The 20,570-nt window shown below is 69.3% G+C and carries 17 protein-coding genes and 1 pseudogene; 14 read left to right on the top strand and 4 right to left on the bottom strand.

Features of this window, described 5'->3' with window-relative positions; genetic code table 11:
* Positions 1-36 precede the first annotated feature (36 nt).
* From ON41_RS24750 to ON41_RS24740, 3 genes are all read left to right on the top strand, one after another.
* Entirely contained in the window at positions 37-1,092 is a 1,056-nt protein-coding gene (locus ON41_RS24750) for an alpha/beta fold hydrolase (protein ID WP_040750153.1), read from the top strand.
* Between the two features lie 102 nt (positions 1,093-1,194).
* A complete protein-coding gene (locus ON41_RS24745) occupies positions 1,195-1,893 on the top strand; it encodes a ferritin-like fold-containing protein (RefSeq protein ID WP_051162395.1) in 699 nt (232 codons plus the stop codon).
* Positions 1,894-1,977: 84 nt separating this feature from the next.
* On the top strand, positions 1,978-2,205 hold the full coding sequence (locus ON41_RS24740; protein ID WP_040750152.1) for a DUF3107 domain-containing protein: 228 nt from the start codon (positions 1,978-1,980) through the stop codon (positions 2,203-2,205).
* Between the two features lie 68 nt (positions 2,206-2,273).
* On the opposite strand, the gene fasR is transcribed toward ON41_RS24740, so the two are convergent.
* Positions 2,274-2,948 (bottom strand): HTH-type transcriptional activator FasR, encoded by a 675-nt coding sequence (fasR, locus tag ON41_RS24735; protein WP_040750151.1) that lies wholly within the window; start codon positions 2,946-2,948, stop codon positions 2,274-2,276.
* Between the two features lie 548 nt (positions 2,949-3,496).
* Here fasR and ON41_RS24730 point away from each other — a divergent pair.
* The 3 genes from ON41_RS24730 (at position 3,497) to ON41_RS24720 (ending at position 6,923) form a co-directional block, all read left to right on the top strand.
* Positions 3,497-4,441, top strand: a complete 945-nt coding sequence (locus tag ON41_RS24730) for a DUF3152 domain-containing protein (RefSeq protein ID WP_051162408.1) — start codon at positions 3,497-3,499, stop codon at positions 4,439-4,441.
* Positions 4,442-4,555: 114 nt separating this feature from the next.
* Positions 4,556-5,722: an adenylyltransferase/sulfurtransferase MoeZ gene (gene moeZ / locus ON41_RS24725; protein ID WP_221333014.1), complete on the top strand. Its 1,167-nt coding sequence runs from the start codon at positions 4,556-4,558 to the stop codon at positions 5,720-5,722.
* 349 nt (positions 5,723-6,071) lie between these two features.
* Positions 6,072-6,923 carry a TIGR02569 family protein gene (locus ON41_RS24720; RefSeq protein ID WP_040750149.1) on the top strand — a complete coding sequence of 284 codons (852 nt, stop codon included), beginning with the start codon at positions 6,072-6,074 and terminating at the stop codon, positions 6,921-6,923.
* Positions 6,924-7,162: 239 nt separating this feature from the next.
* On the opposite strand, the gene ON41_RS24715 is transcribed toward ON41_RS24720, so the two are convergent.
* Both ON41_RS24715 and ON41_RS24710 read right to left on the bottom strand, forming a co-directional pair.
* The gene (locus ON41_RS24715) at positions 7,163-8,647 is read right to left on the bottom strand and encodes an MFS transporter (protein WP_040750148.1); all 1,485 of its coding nucleotides are present in this window, start codon (positions 8,645-8,647) and stop codon (positions 7,163-7,165) included.
* Positions 8,648-8,846: 199 nt separating this feature from the next.
* A complete protein-coding gene (locus ON41_RS24710; RefSeq protein WP_040750147.1) occupies positions 8,847-9,515 on the bottom strand; it encodes a FadR/GntR family transcriptional regulator in 669 nt (222 codons plus the stop codon).
* Positions 9,516-9,673: 158 nt separating this feature from the next.
* Between ON41_RS24710 and ON41_RS24705 the strand changes: the two genes are divergently transcribed.
* From ON41_RS24705 to ON41_RS24680, 6 genes and pseudogenes are all read left to right on the top strand, one after another.
* Positions 9,674-10,819 carry an MFS transporter gene (locus tag ON41_RS24705; protein ID WP_083905614.1) on the top strand — a complete coding sequence of 382 codons (1,146 nt, stop codon included), beginning with the start codon at positions 9,674-9,676 and terminating at the stop codon, positions 10,817-10,819.
* Between the two features lie 274 nt (positions 10,820-11,093).
* Positions 11,094-12,581, top strand: a complete 1,488-nt coding sequence (locus ON41_RS24700) for a nitrate/nitrite transporter (protein WP_040750145.1) — start codon at positions 11,094-11,096, stop codon at positions 12,579-12,581.
* 23 nt (positions 12,582-12,604) lie between these two features.
* A pseudogene (gene nirB, locus ON41_RS24695) lies at positions 12,605-15,130 on the top strand (nitrite reductase large subunit NirB); the annotation flags it as partial.
* A gap of 326 nt (positions 15,131-15,456) precedes the next feature.
* Positions 15,457-15,855 carry a nitrite reductase small subunit NirD gene (gene nirD, locus ON41_RS24690; RefSeq protein WP_040750144.1) on the top strand — a complete coding sequence of 133 codons (399 nt, stop codon included), beginning with the start codon at positions 15,457-15,459 and terminating at the stop codon, positions 15,853-15,855.
* Positions 15,852-17,078 (top strand): uroporphyrinogen-III synthase, encoded by a 1,227-nt coding sequence (locus tag ON41_RS24685; RefSeq protein WP_040750143.1) that lies wholly within the window; start codon positions 15,852-15,854, stop codon positions 17,076-17,078. The genes nirD and ON41_RS24685 overlap by 4 nt, the downstream gene beginning before the upstream one ends.
* The gene (locus tag ON41_RS24680) at positions 17,075-17,872 is read left to right on the top strand and encodes a sirohydrochlorin chelatase (protein ID WP_040750142.1); all 798 of its coding nucleotides are present in this window, start codon (positions 17,075-17,077) and stop codon (positions 17,870-17,872) included. The genes ON41_RS24685 and ON41_RS24680 overlap by 4 nt, the downstream gene beginning before the upstream one ends.
* A 100-nt stretch (positions 17,873-17,972) precedes the next feature.
* Here the strand turns inward: ON41_RS24680 and ON41_RS24675 are convergent, their stop codons facing one another.
* Positions 17,973-19,037 carry an aldo/keto reductase gene (locus ON41_RS24675; RefSeq protein WP_040750141.1) on the bottom strand — a complete coding sequence of 355 codons (1,065 nt, stop codon included), beginning with the start codon at positions 19,035-19,037 and terminating at the stop codon, positions 17,973-17,975.
* Between the two features lie 116 nt (positions 19,038-19,153).
* On the opposite strand from ON41_RS24675, the gene ON41_RS24670 reads away from it, so the two are divergent.
* On the top strand, positions 19,154-19,981 hold the full coding sequence (locus ON41_RS24670) for a helix-turn-helix transcriptional regulator (RefSeq protein ID WP_040750140.1): 828 nt from the start codon (positions 19,154-19,156) through the stop codon (positions 19,979-19,981).
* Positions 19,982-20,096: 115 nt separating this feature from the next.
* The gene (locus tag ON41_RS24665) at positions 20,097-20,543 is read left to right on the top strand and encodes a VOC family protein (protein ID WP_040750139.1); all 447 of its coding nucleotides are present in this window, start codon (positions 20,097-20,099) and stop codon (positions 20,541-20,543) included.
* The last annotated feature ends 27 nt before the right edge of the window (positions 20,544-20,570 follow it).

Genomic DNA, 20,570 nt, shown 5'->3' with positions numbered 1-20,570 from the left:
TATGTGAGACGCGGAGTAACAGGTTAAGTTGGGTCCGTGAGCCTGGCAGACACCGTGACCATCGCCGCGCGCAACGCGTGGGCACTGACCTTCGGCGACGGTATCGAGCCGCCCGCCCCCGCACCGTCGACGGTCCTGTGGGACGAACCGCACCGGCAGGTGCGCCGGTTCGAGCGGGCGGACGGGCCTACCGCGTCCGACGCCGCGGTGCTGCTGGTGCCGCCGCTGGCCGCCCCCGCCAGCTGTTTCGATCTGCGCCCGGACCAGAGCCTGGCGCGCCACCTGCTCGAATCCGGCCACCACCCGTACGTCGTCGACTACGGCGAGATCACCTTCGCCGACCGCCGCATGGGCTTCGAGGACTGGATCGACGACATCCTGCCCGAGGCGATCGGCCGGGTCTCCGCCGATCGGAACGGGGCGCCCGTGGATCTGGTCGGCTGGTCGCTGGGCGGCGTGCTGGCGCTGTTGACGGCCGCCGCCGACGCCGCGCTGCCGATCCGCTCGATCACCGCGGTCGGCGCGCCGCTGAACTACGACCGTGTCACGGGGGTGCCGCAGGTGCGCGCGCTGGCCCGGTTCACCGGCGGCGTCGGCGTCTCCACGCTGGTGCGCGCGGCCGGCGGGGTTCCCGGCCCGCTGACCCGGCTGGCCTACCGGGCCACCGCGTGGGAGCGGGAGTTGCGCCGCCCGTTGTTCGTCGCCACCAACATCACCGACGACGCCACCCTGGGCCGGATGGAGACCATCGACCGCTTCCAGGCCGAGATGCCGGGCTACCCGGGCCGGTTCTACAACCAGCTGTGGAGCCGGTTCATGCTGGCCAACGACATCGGCCGGGGGATCGTGCGGCTGGGCGCGCGGCCGCCGATCGAGCTGGCCGAGGTGACCGCGCCGGTGTTGCTGGTCGGCGGGCCCGGCGATGTCATCACCCCCGCCGCGGCGGTCGAGCACGGTGTCACCACCCTCACCGGCGCGCCCGAGGTGCGCTACGAGACCGCGCCCGGCAGCCATCTCGGCATCCTCACCGGACCGGCCGCCCGCGACACCACGTGGACCTACCTCGAGAAGTTTCTGCGGGATCGATCCTGACCGGCCACGCGCCCGCCGCCGCGCGCACTAGGCGTCCGCATTCGCTCCGGCCGTGCGCGGACTGAGGGCGGCTACGCCGACTGCGCCGACTAGGGTGGTGGCATGGGAGTAAACCCGTCTGCCGCGCTGGGCGTTTCCACCGAATCCGACGCCCGCATTCCCGCCGACCACCCCGGTGTCCTCGATCTGTTCGCGGTGCTCGCCTACGGCGAGATCTCGGCGTTCTACCGCCTCGCCGAGGAGGCGAAACTGTCGCCGACCCTCCGGGGCAGGGTGGCGGTGGCGAAGATGGCCGCCGCCGAGATGGAGCACTTCGACACCCTGGAACGCGCGCTGGCGGAGCGTGGCGCGGAGGTCTTCGACGCCATGGCGCCGTTCGTGCGCGCGCTGGACGACTACCACGCCTCGACCGACCCCTCGACGTGGCTCGAGTCCATGGTGAAGTTCTACGTCGGCGACGGCATCGCCGCCGACTTCTACACCGTCCTGGCCGATTCGCTGTCGCCCGAGGTGGCCGGCGTCGTGCACGACGTGCTCGCCGAGACCAGCCACTCCGAATTCGTCGTCGAGGAGGTGCGCCGCGCGGTCACCGAGAGCCGTTCCGAGCGTGACCGTCTCACGCTGTGGGGTCGACGGCTGCTGGGCGAGGCGATCACGCAGGCGCAGTTCGTGATGGCCCAGCGCGACGAGCTCACCGAACTGGTCCTCATCGCCACCGGCGATCTCAACGGCATCGCCGCCCTGTTCGAGCGCATGCAGACCAGCCACGCGGAGCGCATGCGCGTGCTGGGTCTGGGATAGTTCCCGTTCGCTGACAGCGTTAACTCCGCTCACCCGTCCTGCATTAGCCTGAGCAGGACACATCAGACTCGAGGAGGTTTGGCCGTGGAGGTCAAGATCGGTATTTCGGACAGCCCGCGCGAGCTCGTGATCACCAGTTCGCAGACCCCGGACGAGGTCGAGACGCTGGTGTCGGGCGCGCTGGACGGCAAGGGCGGCGTGCTGGCACTGACCGACGAGAAGGGCCGCAAATACCTGATCCAGGCCGCCAAGGTCGCCTACGTGGAGATCGGCACGTCGACCAGCGGCCGCGTGGGTTTCGCGGCGGTGTAGTACGGCACCCACTCGAAAACCGAAGGGGCGAGACCTGATCAGGTCTCGCCCCTTCGGTTTCGGTACGGCTAGAAGCGCGGTGAGGACGGGCTGCTGAGCGGAATGCGCGACAGGCCACCCCAGCACAGCGCGACGGTCGTGTCGACGGCCTCCTCCTTGGGGATGGGCCGGTCCGCCTCGAGCCAGTAGCGGGCGGTGATCTGGCTGGCGCCGACCAGGCCCACCGCGAGAATCCGGGCGCGGTACGGGTCCAGCCCGGAATCGTGGGCGACCAGGTCGAATACGGCGTCGACGCACGCCTCGGTGGCCTGCTCGACACGGCGCTGCACCTGCGGCTCGCTGGTCAGATCGGATTCGAAGACCAGCCGGAAACCCTGGGTCTCGTGGTCGACGAAATCGAAGTAGGCCTGCACCGCGGCGCGCACGCGCTGGCGGTTGTCGGTGGTGGAGCGCAGCGCCTGCCGCACGCTGGACACCAGCGCGTCGATGTAGTTCTGCAGCACCGCGAGATATAGCTCGAGTTTGCTCGAGAAGTGCTGGTACAGCACCGGTTTGGAGACTCCGGCGCACTGCGAGATCTCGTCCATGCCGGACGCGTGATATCCGCGTAGTACGAAAACCTCGCTGGCCGCCGCAAGCAGTTGCGCGCGGCGTGCCTCGCGGGGCAGGCGAGTTCCGCGCTTGCTCGGCATGGCCTCGGACGACAGTCGGGGCGACGTCATCCGGTCCACGAGGTCTGTCATTTCGGCTCTCCCAATCGATTCCCGGCGGAAAAGTATGTGCACGGGTATCCGTAAAACGATACTCGCACACGGCTCACCTTGCTGGCGCTCGGTGTTCCCACTCACGGCGCGCAATGTATTTCTCGGCGCGCCGCGTTCACGGCTGACCTCGCTGACGCTCGGAGCACCATACGCGAAACGCACCGCATTCGTGGCACGCTTCGGCGGTCTGATCGCCCACGGACGACAACGGCTATTGGCAACTTGCCAGTAACTGGCCGTCCAGAGCAATCTCGCACAGCCGTGAGAAATATCGCAACCCCTGCCGGTCGGAGCCGGGTCCGACCATGCGGTCGGGGCGGTTGTGAGACTCTGGATAAGTGACCGACGAACGGGGCCGACCTACCGGCGGGCGGGATCCGCGCCGCCTGGTGGGCGCCCTGACGTCGCGCCCGGGAGGTCTCGGCGCCCGGCGCCGCACCGAGCCCGAGGGGGATGTCTACGACCCACTCGGACTCTATCCCGGTACCCGCGGCCCGAACGGGCACTCGAACGGCCTGGTCAACGGCATGGATCCGGCCCGGCAGCCGCTGACCGCGAGCTGGAATCCGCTCCTGGACGGGTCGCGGCCGTCGTCCGGCGGCAGGCGGAAGAAGAGCCCGCTGCGGCGGTTCGTCTCCACCTACGGCTGGCGGGCGTACGCGCTGCCGGTGCTGTTCGTGATCACCGTGCTGGTGGTCGTCGACGCCGTCAAGGGGGGTGGCGACGCGGTCGTCGCCGGGGCCCCCGGACTCGGCCGGCTGAGCCAACACACCGAGAAATCGGGCATTATCGGCGCGCCGCCGCGGGGTGACGGCAAATTCCCCGCCGAACTCGCCAGCGGCGCGCTGCCGGAGGGCGGGCCGTACGCCGAGAACGGCACGGGCGCCTGGCATCTGGTGCGCGGCACGACGACTCAGGTGGGCGCGGCGCAGGGCCATCTGTTCAGCTATACGGTCGAGATCGAGGACGGTGTGGACACCGGCGCGCTCGGCGGCGACGAGGCGGTCGCGAAGATGGTCGAGGCCACCCTGTCCAATCCCAAGAGTTGGACGCACGATCCCAAATTCGGATTCCGCCGCGTCGATTCCGGCGATCCCGATTTTCGGATCTCGCTCACCTCGCGCCAGACCACCAAGACCGCGTGCGGATTCGAGATTCCCATCGACTCCTCCTGCTACAACGGCGATCTGGGCCGCGTGGTGCTCTCGGAGGTGCGCTGGGTGCGCGGGGCGCCCGCCTTCGAGGGCGATATCGGGTCCTACCGCCAGTACCAGATCAACCACGAGGTCGGGCACGCCATCGGCTATCACGAACACCAGCCGTGCGAGGCCGACGGCGGGCTGGCGCCGGTGATGATGCAGCAGACCTTCGGCACCCGCAACAACGACATCGCCGCGCTCGACCCGCAGGGCGTGGTGCCGATGGACGGCAAGAAATGCCGCTTCAACCCCTGGCCGTACCCGCGCGGCTGACGACGTGGCCGGTGCGGCACGATGGTCGGGAAGAACGGTCCGATTCGCGGTGTTGCACGGGTGAGATCGGCGAATTCGATTCGAGGAGTTCAGGACGTGTCATCACCACAGACCCTGCCGCCACTGGTCGAGCCGGCCGCGGAGCTGACCAAGGATGAGGTCGCCCGCTACAGCCGCCACCTGATCATTCCCGATCTGGGGGTGGACGGCCAGAAGCGGCTGAAGAACGCCAAGGTGCTGGTGATCGGCGCGGGCGGGCTCGGCTCGCCGGCGCTGCTGTACCTGGCCGCCGCCGGGGTCGGCACCCTGGGCATCGTGGAATTCGACGAGGTCGACGCGTCGAATCTGCAACGGCAGGTGATCCACGGCGAATCCGATATCGGCCGCAGCAAGGCCGACAGCGCCCGCGATTCGATTCTCGAGATCAACTCCGGGATCGATGTGCGCCTGCACAAGATCCGCCTCGAGCCGGAGAACGCGGTCGAACTGTTCGCCGAATACGACCTGATCGTCGACGGCACCGACAACTTCGCGACCCGGTACCTGGTCAACGACGCCGCGGTGCTCGCGGGCAAGCCGTACGTCTGGGGCTCGATCTACCGGTTCGAGGGCCAGGTGTCGGTGTTCTGGGAGGACGCGCCGGACGGCCGGGGCATCAACTACCGCGACCTCTACCCCGAGGCGCCGCCGCCGGGCATGGTGCCTTCGTGCGCCGAGGGCGGCGTGCTGGGCGTGCTGTGCGCCTCGATCGGATCGGTCATGGTGACCGAGGCGATCAAGCTGATCACCGGTATCGGCGAATCGCTGCTGGGCCGGCTGATGGTCTACGACGCCCTCGACATGAACTACCGCACGATCAAGCTCCGCCGCGATCCGGAACGGCAGCCGATCACCGAGCTGATCGACTACGAGGCGTTCTGCGGTGTCGTCTCGGAGGAGGGCCAGGCCGCCGCGATCGGCTCGACCGTGACCGCGCGCGAGCTGAAGGACATGCTCGACGCGGGCAAGGACGTCGCTATCGTCGACGTGCGGGAGCCGGTCGAGTGGGACATCGTCCGCATCGACGGCGCGACGCTCGTCCCCAAGGACCGCATCCTCTCCGGCGAGGCCCTCGCCGAACTGCCCCAGAACCGCCCCATCGTCCTGCACTGCAAGACCGGCATCCGCTCCGCCGAGGCCCTCGCGGCCCTCAAGAACGCCGGCTTCTCCGACGCCGTCCACCTCCAGGGCGGAATCATCGCCTGGGCCAACCAGATAGATCCGAGCCTCCCGGTCTACTGATCCCGGCCAAAAGCGCGCCGGGACCATGTCCTGTTGGGCTGATCCCATCTCCTGTCCCCCGCCCCTAGGGCGGGGGACAGGGGAGAACCGCCCGGTACGCTAGGGGATTTTCGCGTATATTTTGCTTGCGTACCAACGGGATTCGCGATGACGCGGGTGACTCGCCGGGCGTGCAGAGGTTGCCGAGTAATTGCGTGGAGCTTGCTGAAAATCCGCGGAGTGTTTGCTCGTGCGTCCTGAAGCGCGCAGAGGCGGGTTGGCAACGCGGAGAGGCAGGTTAGCTCGCGTGCTGATCGCTACCTCGGCGCGGCTTCCTGGGTGGACAACAGTCCGGGAGTACGGTACGGCCGTGACTTCTGTGGAACCTCCCGAGCATGTGCGGGCCACCTTCGGCCTGCGCGAAGTGACGCCGGTCGCGCTCGGTGATTGGGACGGCGGATGGCGGTGCGGGGACGTGGTGCTGTCCCCGGTGGCCGATCACGCCCGGGCCGCCTGGTCGGCCAAGGTGCGCGAGACACTGCAGGTGGACGGCCTGCGCCTGGCCCGCCCGGTGCGCGGCACCGACGGCCGGTACGTCGTATCCGGTTGGCGCGCGGACACATTCCTGGAAGGCACGCCCGAACCGCGGCACGACGAGGTGGTGTCGGTCTCGCTGCGACTACACCAGGCCACCGCGGCACTGGAGCGGCCCCGATTCTTGGTACAGCAGCCGATCGCGCCCTGGGTGGATGTCGACGTCTTCGTCGCCGCCGATCGCGCCGCCTGGGAGCCGGTCCCGCTGCGCAGCCTGAAGGTGGGCGGCATGCTGCCCTCGACCTCGCCGGACGGGCAGCGCAGCCTCGAAATGCTCACGCAGCTGGCCACCCTGCGCAAACCCGTGCAGACGCCGTCCCAGCTGGTGCACGGCGATCTGTTCGGCACGGTCCTGTTCGCCGGGACCTTCACGCCGGGACTCACCGACCTCACGCCCTACTGGCGTCCGGCGCCGTGGGCGGCGGGGGTGGTCGTGGTCGACGCGCTGTCCTGGGGTGGGGCCGACGACGGCCTGCTGGATCGATGGTCGGACCTACCCGAGTGGCCGCAGATGGTGGTGCGCGCGGTCATGTTTCGCCTCGCGGTCCACGCCCTGCATCCGCGCTCGACCCCGGAAGCCTTTCCGGGACTGGCCCGCACGGCCGACATGGTCCGCATGCGCCTCTGAGCCGGATTTCGTACCACCCGGCTCGTCCGGTCGTATGGCCGGGATGTTCGTGCGGTCGTTCGATTTCCGTGACGGCGTGCTGCCATTCCCCCGATGTGCCCTGCGGGTGAGCACGGTCGCCGACGGCAGGGGGGACGACGGCGACCGTGCTCGGGGGATCCGGCTTGGTCAGGGCCGGATCGGTCGGGGGCACAGAGCATTACCCGCGTACTTGATCATCTGTCCTGGACCGCGGAGTGTTACACGTCGGCGTAAGCCAGTGACGGAGCACGCGATACGGCGAACGACGACCGCAGGTAGAACCACCAGGTGGCTCCGCCCATCGCCAGAAATGCCACGGCATACGCCCAGAACGCCGGCGACATGGTGCCGAAGTGGTTGTTGGACAGGCGCAGTGCCTGCTGCAGCACCCAGCCGCCGGAGGCGCCCACCGCGCCGATCACCCCGATCGCCGCGCCCGCCTGCCGCTTCGCGGCGAGCAGTGCGGCGGCGGTGTCCTCGCCGGCCTCGCTGGCCCGCCGCTTGCACTCGGCCATGAAGATCGACGGGATCATCCGGTAGGTGGACCCGTTTCCGATGCCGGTGAGCACGAACAGGATCAGGAACGAGATCAGGTACAGCGGAAAGCTTTTCGCCCCCAGTGACGCGATGATCAGCACGGTGGCCGCCGCCATGCCGACGAAGACGTAGAAGGTGATCCGGGCGCCGCTGAGCCGGTCGGAGATCCAGCCGCCGAACGGCCGGCTCATCGAGCCCACCAGCGCGCCCAGGAAGGCCAGGTTGCCGATCGTGCTCATCCAGCCGATCTTCGCCAGTTCGGGGAAATTGGCCTTCAGCAGGGTCGGGAAGGCGAAGGAGAAGCCGATGAACGAGCCGAAGGTGCCGATGTAGAGCACCGCCATCACCCAGGTGTGCCGGTTGGTGAGCGCCAGCCGGTAGGAGCGCCCGTCGGTCCGGGCGCCGGACAGCGAGTCCATGTACCGCAGCGCGCCCGCCATCGCGATCAGGATGAACGGCACCCACATCAGGGTCGCGAGGGTGATGCCGAACCGGTAGCCGCCCGCGTCCTTGGCCATGATGTGCGTGCCGAGGGTGATGACCAACGGCACGAACAGCTGGGTCTGGGCCACGCCCAGATTGCCCCCGGCCGCGTTGATGCCCAGGGCCGCGCCCTTCTTGCCCTCGGGGAAGAAGAAGTTGATATTGGCCATCGACGACGAGAAGTTGCCGCCGCCGACCCCGGCCAGGGCTGCCAGCAGCATGAACACCCAGAACGGTGTCTCCGGCTTGTTGACGAACCAGGCCAGGCCCAGCGTCGGCAGCAGCAGCATGCCCGCGCTGAACACGGTGAACGCGCGGCCGCCGAAGCGGGGGATGGCGAAGGTGTAGGGAATGCGCAGCGCCGCGCCGACCAGGGTCGGCGTGGAGGTCAGCAGCAGCGAATTGCCCACGGCCACAGGGTTTCCCCGGCCCAGCCCGTCCAGGAAGGCGAACCCGGCCGGGCCCATGGCGGTGACCACGCTGGCCCACAGCACCCAGATGCTGAAGCCGAGGTTCTCGGCGAATACCGAGAAGATCAGGTTCTTGCGCGCGGTCCGCTTGCCGCCGCTCTCCCAGAAGGTCTCGTCGTCCGGTTCCCACCGGTGCAGCCAGCGCCCGCGGGATTGATGCCGGAAGGCGGAGGTGTCCGGATCGGTCGGTACTGCGGCGTCGGTGGTGGTCATCGGCGCGTCCTCTCACGATGGGTGACCGCCCTCATCACGGTCGGGGTCCAACCGTAGGGATGTGGCGTTACACACACGTCGCACGACATGACGACGCGGGCAATTCCCGCTCACCCGAGCCTCGGCACGGCGGTGACGACTCGTTTACGTGGCCGGATATCGGGTGGTGACAGCGCCGGAGACGGCTCTGCGGCCGTGTCTACTTGCCTGGATATTCGGCGATCAGCGAACCGAGAAAACAGTTGGCCGCGCGGGCGGCGCGCTCCGGGTCGCCATCGATCACGGCGTGTACCAGGTCGGCGTGTTCGGAGTGGTAGGCGTCGCCCGATTTGGCCGTGCGGGAACGGATTCCCTCCTCGATCACCGGGAGCAGCGAATCGTAGAACTCCAGGTACACGGCGTTGTGGCTGGCCACCACGATGGCGCGGTGGAGTTCGACGTCGGCCTCGATGGCGGCCGGATTCTCCTCGTCCCAGGCCTGGCGGCGCTCCTCGAGCAGGCGCAGCAGGGTGGCGATATCGGTGTCGTCGCGGCGCTGCGCGGCCAGCCGGGCGGCCTGGGTGTCCAGGGCCTGGCGCAGTTCGAGGATGTCGCGCTCGACGGCGTCGGCGAAGTACTTCGCGAGCGCGCCACCCAGGTCGGACGTGGCGATCACATAGGTGCCGGAGCCCTGGCGGCGCTCGAGCATGCCGGCGTGCACCAGGGCCTGTACGGCCTCACGGACGGTATTGCGACCGGTGCCGGTCAGCTCGGTCAGCTCCGGCTCCGTGGGGATGCGGGAGCCGACGGGCCAACGGCCGGAACGAATTTCGGCACGCAGCTGCTCGGTGACCTGAGCGATGAGGCTGGTGCGACGGACGGGCTGCACGCTCCATAGAGTACCCCTGCTCACATTCTTTGCGTCCTATCACCCAATCATCCTATGATTTTTCGGTGACAGTCACCGTTGAGCAGACCACCGCCGAGGTGGACCGTCGTCGCCGCTCCCTGATCGAGGGACGGCTGCTGGTCTTCGCCGCCATCCTCATGTCGGCGTTCACGTTGCGGCTCGCGGTGACGGCGTTCACCCCGCTCGCCGAGCGGATCGGCTCGGATATCGGCTACTCGACCGCGATCGTCGGCGTCTTCGGCATGATCCCCACCGCCATGTTCGCCTTCGCGGGCGTTCTCACGCCGATCTTCGTCCGGCGGCTCGGGCTGGAACGCACGGCGCTGGTGGCCATGCTGATGGCCGGCGTCGGCCAGCTGACCCGCGCGATGGTGCCCGACACCTGGGAGCTGCTGGTGCTGTCGGCGCTGGCGCTGGCCGGTATGGGTATCGGCAACGTGGTGATCCCGCCGCTGGTCAAGCGGTACTTCGCGGATCATCTGGCGGTGCTGAGCTCGCTCTACATCACGATGGTGCAGCTGGGCACGGTGGTTCCGGCGATGATCGCGGTGCCGGTGGCCGATGCCGAGGGCTGGCGGATCTCGCTGGGCCTGTGGGCGCTGCTGGGCTTCGCGGCCGCGCTGCCGTGGCTGGGCGTGCTGCGCGATCGGCGCGGCCGTGACCAGGTGGATGTGACCGCGCTGCCGCAGCAGGGGGCCGCCGCGGGCAAGGTGTGGCGGTCGCCGGTGGCCTGGGGGATGGCCGGCATGTTCGGCATGACCTCGCTGAGCACCTACGCCATGTTCACCTGGCTGCCCAAGATCCTGTCCGACGCCGGGGCCTCCGACTCGTTCGGCGGGACCATGGTCGGTGTGTTCTCGCTCGTCGGCCTGGTGGCCGCGCTCACCGCGCCCAGCGTGACCGCCCGCGTGCGCAATCCGTTCCCGATCGTGATCGGTTGTGCCATCAGCTTTTTCATCGCCTTCGCCGGGTTGCTGACCGCGCCGATGGCCGCGCCGTGGCTGTGGGTGATCCTGCTGGGCCTGGGCCCGAGCACCTTCCCGATGGCCCTGACGCTGATCAACCTCCGCACCCGCACCCAGGCCGGATCGGCCTCCCTGTCCGGCTTCACCCAGGGCGTCGGCTACTCCGTGGCCTGCGTCGGCCCGCTGCTGTTCGGCGTGCTGCACGACGTGACCCACGGCTGGGGCGCCCCCTTCGCCCTGCTGGCGGTCGCCGTGCTGGTCCTGCTGGCGGGTGCGTGGCAGGCGTGCAAGCCCAGGATGCTCGAAGACACGTGGTGAAGTGAATTCACCGTAGGACTTGCCGGACGGTGAGGTCTGGGCCAAGATGTGTGCCAGAACACTTGCCGCCCTTGATCTCACCGCCCGGCGGTCGCGGGGTGGGCATTTCTTGACCGGCGGAAACCGTTGTGTCACATGCACGAAACATTCGCCGGGTTCTCACGGATTCCCCTCGATCCACGTGAGCAACCTTTGATTTGGCGGTCATTTCGCGCAGCATCCGCGCAATACCGGTTTTCTACCTTGGGGCCATCCGAGATTCAGGAGGCCCTGAGTGACCACGCTGACGCGCAATCACGACATAGAGCATTGGGACGCCGAGGACGTCGACGCCTGGGAGGCCGGCGGTAAGGACGTCGCGCGCCGCAACCTGGTCTGGTCCGTCTTCGCCGAACACGTCGGTTTCTCGGTGTGGTCGATCTGGTCGGTGATGGTGCTGTTCATGCCCACCGACGTCTTCCACATCGACACGGCCGGGAAGTTCTTCCTCGGCGCGGTGCCGACGCTGGTCGGCGGCGTGCTGCGCATTCCCTACACCGTCGCCACCGCGAAATTCGGCGGGCGCAACTGGACCATCTTCTCCGCGCTCGCGCTGCTGGTGCCGGTGCTGCTGACGCTGTACTTCATCAATCAGCCGGGCACCTCGTTCACGACCGTCCTGATCGTGGCCGCGTTCGCGGGCCTGGGCGGCGGCAACTTCGCCTCCTCGATGGCCAATATCAACGTCTTCTACCCGCAGCGGCTCAAGGGCTGGGCCCTCGGGCTCAACGCGGGCGGCGGCAATGTCGGCGTTCCGGTGATCCAGCTGGTCGGCCTGGCCGTCATCGCCACCCTGGGCAGCGCCTACGGGCACGCCTCGGTGGTCTGCCTGGTGTATCTGGCGCTGATCGTGGTCGCGGCCACGGGCGCGGCGCTCTACATGGACAACGTGCGCAACCAGAAGGCCGACTACTCCTTCATGGTCACGGCGCTGAAGGCGCCGCAGTCGTGGGCGATCGCCTTCCTCTACATCGGCACGTTCGGCTCGTTCATCGGCTACAGCTTCGCGTTCGGGCAGGTATTGCAGGTCAGCTTCGTCGCCGGCGGCGGCAAGCCCGCCGAGGCCGCGCTGCACGCCGCGCAGATCGCCTTCATCGGACCGCTGCTCGGCTCGCTGACCCGGCCCTACGGCGGCAAGTGGGCCGACCGGTTCGGCGGCAGCCGGGTCACCGTGGTCAGCTTCGTCGTCATGACGCTCGCCACCCTCGTGGTAGCCGCGGCCAGCGCGGTCGCCGACGGCAACGGTCACGTGCCCACCGGCGCCGTGATGGCCGCGATGGTGATCGGCTTCATCGCGCTGTTCGTGGTCTCCGGAATCGGCAACGGGGCGGTCACCAAGATCATCCCGTCCGTATTCGACGCGAAATCCCGTAGCCTGCCCGGTGATTCGGCCACCCGGGCGGCCTGGTCGCAGAACACCTCGGGCGCCCTGATCGGATTCGTCGGCGCGGTCGGCGCGCTCGGCGGCGTGGGCATCAACCTGGTGCTGCGCTCGTCCTACGCCTCGACCAAGTCCGCGACCACCGCCTTCTGGGTCTTCATGGTCTTCTACCTGGTCTGCGCCGCGGTGTGCTGGGCGGTGTTCCTGCGCCGGCCGAGCGCCCGGCGCCGGCCGGAGCCGGATGTCGTCGTGGAAGCCGAGGCGTTCGTGCTCGAGGCCGAATCCGGAGATCCGGTGTCCGGCAGCGCGTCCCAGTCCACCACCCGCCGGCCCAGAGCCTGACCAGAACCACTCGGAGGACAGTCATGAACCCCACTGTGGAATCCGCCCAGCGCAAGACCGTGGTGGTCGCCGGTCACGGCATGGTCGGTCACCGGTTCGTCGAGGCCCTGCGTTCGCGCGACACCGACGGCCGCTGGCAGGTCGTGATCCTCGGCGAGGAGCCGCGGGCGGCCTACGACCGCGTCGGCCTGTCGTCCTACGTCGGCGCCTGGGACGCGAGCGCGCTGGCGCTGCCGGGTAACGAGTACGCCGGTGACCCGCTCGTCGACCTGCGACTGGGCGTGCTCGCCGAGTCCGTCGATCCCGGCGCCCGCAAGATCACCACCTCCGGCGGCGACGTGATCGGTTACGACGCACTGGTTCTCGCGACCGGCTCGTACGCGTTCGTGCCGCCGGTGCCCGGCCACGACCGGCCCGAATGTTTCGTCTACCGCACCATCGAGGACCTCGACGGCATCCGGGCCGCGGCCGAGCAGGCCGGTCCGGGCGCGGTGGGCGTCGTGGTCGGCGGCGGCCTGCTCGGCCTGGAGGCGGCCAACGCGCTGCGGTTGATGGGTGTCACGCCGCACGTCGTCGAGTTCGCGCCGCGGCTGATGCCGGTGCAGGTGGACGAGGGCGGCGGCGCGATCCTGGAGCGCCTCGTCACCGATCTGGGCCTGCACGTCCACACCGGGGTCGGCACGTCCGCCATCGAACCGGCCGAAGACGGTGCGGGACTGCGGGTCACGCTGTCGGACGAGTCGACCATCGACGCGTCGATGGTGGTGTTCTCCGCCGGCGTCCGCCCGCGCGACCAGATCGCCCGCGACGCCGGGCTGGAGATCGGCGCGCGCGGCGGCGTCGTCACCGATCTCGGCCTGCGGACCTCGGATCCGCACATCTACGCGGTCGGCGAGGTGGCCGCGGTCGAGGGCACCTGCTACGGCCTGGTGGCCCCCGGCTACACCACCGCCGAGATCGTGGCGGACCGATTGCTCGGCGGCGCGGGCGAATTCCCGGGCGCGGACCTGTCGACCAAACTCAAGCTGCTCGGCGTGGACGTGGCCAGCTTCGGCGACGCGCACGGCACCACCGAGGGCGCGCTGTCGGTCGTGCTGCACGACGCGGCCAAGGGCACCTACGCGAAACTCGTGATCTCCGACGACGCCAAGACCCTGCTGGGCGGCATCCTGGTCGGCGACGCCTCGCAGTACGCCGCGCTGCGACCGCTGGTCGGCAGCGAGTTACCCGCCGAGCCCGCGGCCCTGATCTCGCCCGCCGGTGCGGAATTGGGCGCCGACGCGCTGCCCGACGAGGCGCAGATCTGCTCCTGCAACAACGTGTCCAAGGGCACGATCTGCGGGGCAATCGCGGAGGGCGCGTGCGATGTCCCCGGCATCAAGAGCTGCACATCGGCCGGAACCTCCTGTGGCGGTTGCGTTCCCATGCTCAAGAAGCTGCTGGAGCAGTCGGGCGTGGAGATGTCCAAGGCGCTGTGCGAGCACTTCGAGCAGTCGCGCGCGGAGCTGTTCCAGATCGTCCAGGTCACCGGAATCCGCACCTTCTCCGAGCTGATCGCCAAGCACGGCAAGGGATCCGGCTGCGATATCTGCAAGCCGACGGTGGCCTCGATCCTGGCCTCGACCTCGAACGATCACATCCTCGAGGGCGAACAGGCCGCGCTGCAGGACACCAACGACCACTTCCTGGCCAACCTCCAGAAGAACGGCACCTACTCGGTGGTGCCGCGCATGCCCGGCGGCGAGTGCACGCCCGAGCAGCTGATCGAAATCGGCCAGATCGCCAAGGATTTCGGCCTCTACGTGAAGGTCACCGGCGGTCAGCGCATCGACCTGTTCGGTGCGCGGGTGGAGCAGCTGCCGAAGATCTGGCAGCGGCTGGTCGACGTCGGCATGGAATCCGGGCACGCCTACGGCAAGTCGCTGCGTACGGTCAAGAGCTGCGTCGGGTCCACGTGGTGCCGCTACGGGCAGCAGGATTCGGTCGGCATGGCCGTGCTGCTGGAGAAGCGGTACCGGGGACTGCGGTCGCCGCACAAGCTGAAGCTGGCGGTCTCCGGATGCGCCCGCGAATGTGCCGAGGCGCGGGGTAAGGATGTCGGCGTCATCGCCACCGAGAACGGGTGGAACCTGTACGTCGGCGGCAACGGCGGCCTCACCCCCAAGCACGCGGTGCTGCTGGCCGGCGATCTCGACGACGAGACGCTGATCAAGTACATCGACCGCTACCTGATGTTCTACATCCGCACCGCCGACCGCCTGCAACGCACCGCGCCCTGGCAGGAGTCGCTGGAGGGCGGCATCGAGCACGTCAAACAGGTGGTATGCGAGGACTCGCTCGGCATCGCGGACGAGCTGGAGGCCGCCATGGCCGAGCACGTCGCCGGGTACCGGGACGAGTGGTCGGCGGTGCTGGACGATCCGGAGAAGCTGTCGCGGTTCGTGTCCTTCGTCAACGCGCCGGAGGAGGCCGATCCCACGATCGGCTTCGACGACAGCGGCGAGCGCAAGGTCCCTGTCCTGCTCGGCATGCCCGACGTGCCCGGAGGCGGCAGCCTGCGTAACCACGGAGGGCACGTCGGGCAGGCCGATGATGGGCACGGCATGCCCGACGTGCCCGGAGGCGGCAGCCTGCGTAACCACGGAGGGCACGTCGGGCAGGCCGATGATGGGCACGGCATGCCCGACGTGCCCGGAGGCGGCAGCCTGCGTAACCACGGAGGGCACGTCGGGCAGGCCGATGCTGGGCACGGTATGCCTGAGCTGCCTGTCAGCAGCGACACAGCGAGCGCCACGCACGGGAAATAGGCGCGTAATAGCGTGGAAACAGGGCGCCGGTACCAATGGGTAGGGCGTTCGGAGCACAGGAGTTACCGATGACCGTGATCGACACACCCGGCATTGCGCAGGTCACCACCGCTGGTTGGACCTCGGCGTGCCGGCTCGACTATCTGATCCCCGGCCGCGGCGTGGCGGTATTGCTGAAGGGTGGCCGGCAGGCCGCCCTGTTCCTGCTGCCCGACGGCTCCCTCTACGCCGTCGGCAATATCGATCCGTTCGGGCGGGCCGCGGTCATGTCGCGCGGGATCGTCGGTGATCGCGGTGGCGTGCCCGTGGTGGCATCTCCGCTGCTCAAGCAGGCCTTCTCGCTGCTGGACGGGCACTGCCTGGACGATGCGACGGCGGCCCTTCCGGTGTACGGCGTCCGTGTCGTGGACGGTATCGTCGGGGTATCGAACGCGCCCATCGACTGTTCTGGTGAGGACTCGCCGTGACCGTCGAACCCGTGACCAACGCCGCCTGCCTGGACGGCTTCACCATCGGCGTCACCGCGGCGCGCCGGGCCGAGGAACTGGCCACCCTGCTGACCCGGCGGGGCGCCACCATTCTCGCCGCTCCGGCCATCCGGATCATTCCGCTGGCCGACGACAACGAGCTGGAGCGGGTGACGCGGCAGCTGGTCGCCGATCCGCCGCAGATCGCCGTCGCCACGACCGGTATCGGTTTCCGCGGCTGGATGGAGGCGGCGGAGGGCTGGGGCCTGGCCGAGGATCTGCGCGGCACGCTGGGGTCGACCCGGCTGCTGGCCCGCGGCCCGAAGGCCAAGGGCGCCATCCGCGCCGCCGAACTGCGCGAGGAGTGGTCGCCGGCCTCGGAGTCGTCGGCGGAGGTGCTCGATCACCTGCTCGCCGAGGGCGTGGAGGGCGTGCGGATCGCGGTGCAGCTGCACGGTGCGACCACCGAGTGGGAGCCGGTGCCCGACTTCTGCGAGGTATTGCGTTGTGCCGGAGCCGATGTGGTGCCGGTGCCCGTGTATCGCTGGACGCCGCCGCCGGATACGACGCCGATGGACCGGATGATCGAGGCGATCGTCACCTCGGCGCTGGACTGTGTCACCTTCACCAGTGCGCCCGCCGTGGCCTCGACGCTCATGCGCGCCAAGGAAACCGGGCTGCTGGAGCCGATCCTGCATGCCTTCCGCGCGCGGGTCCTGCCCGCGTGCGTCGGGCCGATCACCGCCGCGCCGCTCGAGGAACTGGGCGTGCCCACCACCATGCCCGGCCGAGCCCGGCTGGGCGCCCTGGCGCGGCACGTCGCCGAGGAACTTCCGCGGCGCGCCAACAGGATTCACGCCGCCGGGCACATCCTGAGCGTGCGTGGCGGATGCGTCGTGGTCGACGGCACCGTCCGGCAGCTGGCCCCCGCGCCGATGGCGCTGATGCGGGCGCTGGCCCGGCAGCCCGGCCGCGTGGTCTCCCGCGAGGACCTGCTGGCGGCGCTACCCGGCGGCGGTGACGACACCCACGCCGTGGAGACCGGTATCGCCCGCCTGCGCGCCGGACTGGGCAGCCCCAAGGCCATTCAGACCGTGGTGAAACGCGGCTACCGCCTGGCCCTGGACCCCGCCGAATGCATCGATAACAATCCGCGCCCGCCGGTCGGCTACGGCCCGTCGCTCCGGCCCCAGCGCCCCGAGCCGATGGCGGGGGTCTGGTGAGCGCCCCGGCCCTGGTGCTGGTCGCCCACGGCACCAGAAGCGCACGGGGAGTGGGGATGATCGCCGATCTCGCCGCCGCCGTCACGCGGGAACTAGGTGCGGTCACTCCCGCGCCGATTTCGGAACTTGTTGTCTCGCGGGAAGTTCGGATACCGAAGGCGTCCGATGAACTCCGCTCGTCGGGACTGCACACCCCGCTGGTGCGGACGGCGTTCGTGGATGTGCTGGGGCCGTCACCCTCGGAGGTGCTGCGGGATCTGGGATCCGTTCCGGCCGTGGTGGTTCCGGCGTTTCTCGCGTCCGGATACCACGTGTACCAGGATGTTCCGCGGGAGGTCGCCGAGAGCGAGCATCCGTCGGTCGCGGTCACCCCGGCCCTGGGCCCCGACCCGGCCCTGGCCCGCATCATGCGCCTGCGGTTGCGCGAGGCGGGCTGGCGTCCCGGCGATGCCGTGGTCTTCGCCGCGGCGGGCTCCTCCGACGCCCGCGCCCGCCACGACGTCCGCCGCGCGGCCCGGATGCTCGGCGACCACCTGCGCACCCCGGTCCCCGTCGCCTACATCGCCACGGGCACCCCCCGCGTCCCGGAAGTCGTTGCCGCCCTGCGCGAATCCGGCGCCCGCCGCGTCTTCATCGCCTCGTATCTCCTCGCCCACGGCCTCTTCCACCAGCGCCTCCACGAGGCCGGCGCCGACGGCGTAGCCGCCCCCCTGGGCGTCCACCCCGCCGCCGTCCACCTCCTCCTCGACCGCTACACCACCGCCGCCCGCACCCTCACCCCCGCGGCCGCCTGACCACCGGCAGTTCCGGGCTACCCGGGTGCACAACTCACGCGCCCAGGGCAGCCCGCAAGGGGTGCGGGAGCACGGCAGCCGTGGCTCGGTCGCGAAGGGGTCAGGGGCGGGGTTGGATGGTCAGGCCGCCGGTGGTGACGGTGCGGGTCATGTCGAGGGCGAGCATGTCGTGGGGGAAGCCGAGGGTGATGGCGCTGGCCTCGTCGAGGCGGGCGCGGTGTTCGGGGGCGAGGTCGATGTCCAGGGCGCCGAGGTTGTCCTCCAGTTGGTCGGGGGTGCGGGCGCCGATGATGGGGGCGGTCACGCCCGGATTCAGGAGGGTCCAGGCGAGGGCTACCTGGGCGGGGGTGCGGCCGATCTCGGTCGCGACCTGCTTGACCACGTCGGCGATGGCGAGGCCGCGCTCGGTCAGCTGGTTCTGCGCCACGACGACGTTCTTGCGCGTGCCCTCCGGTGAGTCGACGCGGTCGGTCGCGAGGTCGGTGCGGCCGTACTTGCCCGTGAGCACCCCGCCGGCCAGCGGCGACCACGGGATCACACCCAGGCCCATCTCCCGCGCCATCGGGATCAGGTCCCGCTCCACCGTGCGCTCGATGAGGCTGTACTCGACTTGCAGCGCCACCAGCGGCGACCAGCCGCGCAGGTCGGCGATGGCCTGCATGCGCGAGACCTGCCAGGCCGGCGCGTCGGAGATCGCCACGTAGAGCACCTTGCCCTGGCGGACCAGGTCGTCCATGCCGCGCAGGATCTCCTCGACCGGGGTGTGGAAATCCCAGGCGTGCAGGTACAGCAGATCGATGTAGTCCGTATTCAGTTGCCGCAGGCTGTTTTCCACCGAGGCGAACATGCTCTTGCGATGATTGCCGCCGGCATTCGGATCGCCGGGCCGCCGCTGCATGGTGTATTTCGTTGCCAGCACCAGGCTTTCGCGATTGTCGCGGGTGAACTCGCCCAGCAGCCGCTCGGAGCTGCCGTTGGTGTACATGCTGGCGGTATCGATGAAGTTGCCGCCGCGATCGAGGTAGAGATCGAGCAGTTTGCGCGATTCGTCGCGGTCGGCGCCCCAGCCCCAGTCGGCCCCGAAGGTCATCGTGCCCAGCGCCAGCGGCGAGACCCGCAGTCCGGACCGTCCCAGCAGCCGGTAGGTGTCGAGGGTGAGAGCCATCGTCTTCTCCTGTTCGTATCCGACGTCGTGACCCAGTCTGCGACGGTCGCGACCTGCGGATAAGGGAAGGCTTTTCCTGGGAGCGCCGGTACCAGGCTGCCCGTAGGATCGAATCGATGACCGAGACGGTGGATGCGACACGGGAGCTGGCGGCATTTCTGCGCGCCCGGCGCGAGCGGCTGGACCCGCGCGATTTCGGCCTGCCGTCGCGGCGGTCCCGGCGCACCCCCGGCCTGCGGCGCGAGGACGTCGCCGAACTGGCGGGCGTCAGTACCGACTATGTCGTGCGGCTCGAACAGGGTCGCGGGCTGCGGCCCTCCGCGGAGGTCCTGGAAGCGCTGGCCCGCGCCCTGCGGCTGGGAGCCGACGAGCGCGCCTACCTGTTCGATCTGGCCCGCCAGCGCCGGCCCCACGAGGCCAAACCGGCCACCACGGCCGCGCCGGAGCTGGCGCTGCTGGTGGCCGACCTGTCGCCGCGCCCGGCCATGGTGGTGAACCACCGCTACGACATCCTCGCGTGGAATCGCGAAATGTCCAGGCTGCTCCTGGATTTCGATACGCTGCCGCCGTCCCAGCGCAACTCCATGTGGATGTGCATGCTGCATCCGGGGATGCGCGGATTCTTCGCCGAGCGCGAGCGGACGGTGCGCGAGGGCATCGCCGACCTGCGCGCGGCGTGGGCCGCGCACCCCGACGACCGGGTACTCGCCGACCTGATCGGGGAATTCCGCTCTCGGAGTGAGGAATTCGAGAAGCTGTGGGGGCAGCGGGATGTCCGGGTGAACGGGCGCGGCCACAAGACCCTGATACATCCGGAGGTGGGCCGGGTGACAGTCGCCTTCGAGGCCCTGATGCCGCTCCAGGATCCGGACCAGCGGCTGATCATCTATCGCGCGGCGGACGAGGACAGCCAGGCGGCCCTGGACCAGCTGCGAGAACGCTGAACGGTCGCGCGCGTCGGAAAAAGAAATCGAAGAATTTTCGCGAAGTACGTCGAGAGTCCGTCGGCGGCTCCGACCGAAGGGTGACAGTACGTCGGTACAACCCAAGGAGCACATCATGACCAGCGTCAACACCTTCCTCTGGTTCGACAACGACGCCGAGGAAGCGGCCGAGTTCTACACCGCCGCGGTGCCGGACTCCCGCATCACCGATATCACCCGCGGTCCCGACGGCGCGGTGTTCGTCGTCTCCCTCGACCTGGCCGGGCACGCGGTCACGCTGCTGAACGGCGGTCCGGGCCATTCGTTCACCGATGCGACGTCCATCCAGGTGATCGTCGAGACCCAGGACGAGGTCGACCGGCTGTGGGCGGCGCTCACCGCCGACGGCACGCCGGGGCCGTGCGGCTGGCTGACCGACCGGTACGGGCTGGCCTGGCAGGTCGTCCCCGAGCCGCTGACGGCGCTGCTGGCCGGCGACCGGGCCGCGGCCGTGGGCGCGGCGCTGCGGACCATGTCGAAGATCGATCTGAAGGTCTTGCAGGACGCCCACGATCGAGGGTGACCGCAGGGGCCGCGCGTCGGCCGCGGT

The sequence above is a fragment of the Nocardia transvalensis NBRC 15921 genome (assembly GCF_000308875.1).
GTDB lineage: Bacteria > Actinomycetota > Actinomycetes > Mycobacteriales > Mycobacteriaceae > Nocardia > Nocardia transvalensis.
This window is presented reverse-complemented; position numbering and strand designations above follow the sequence as displayed.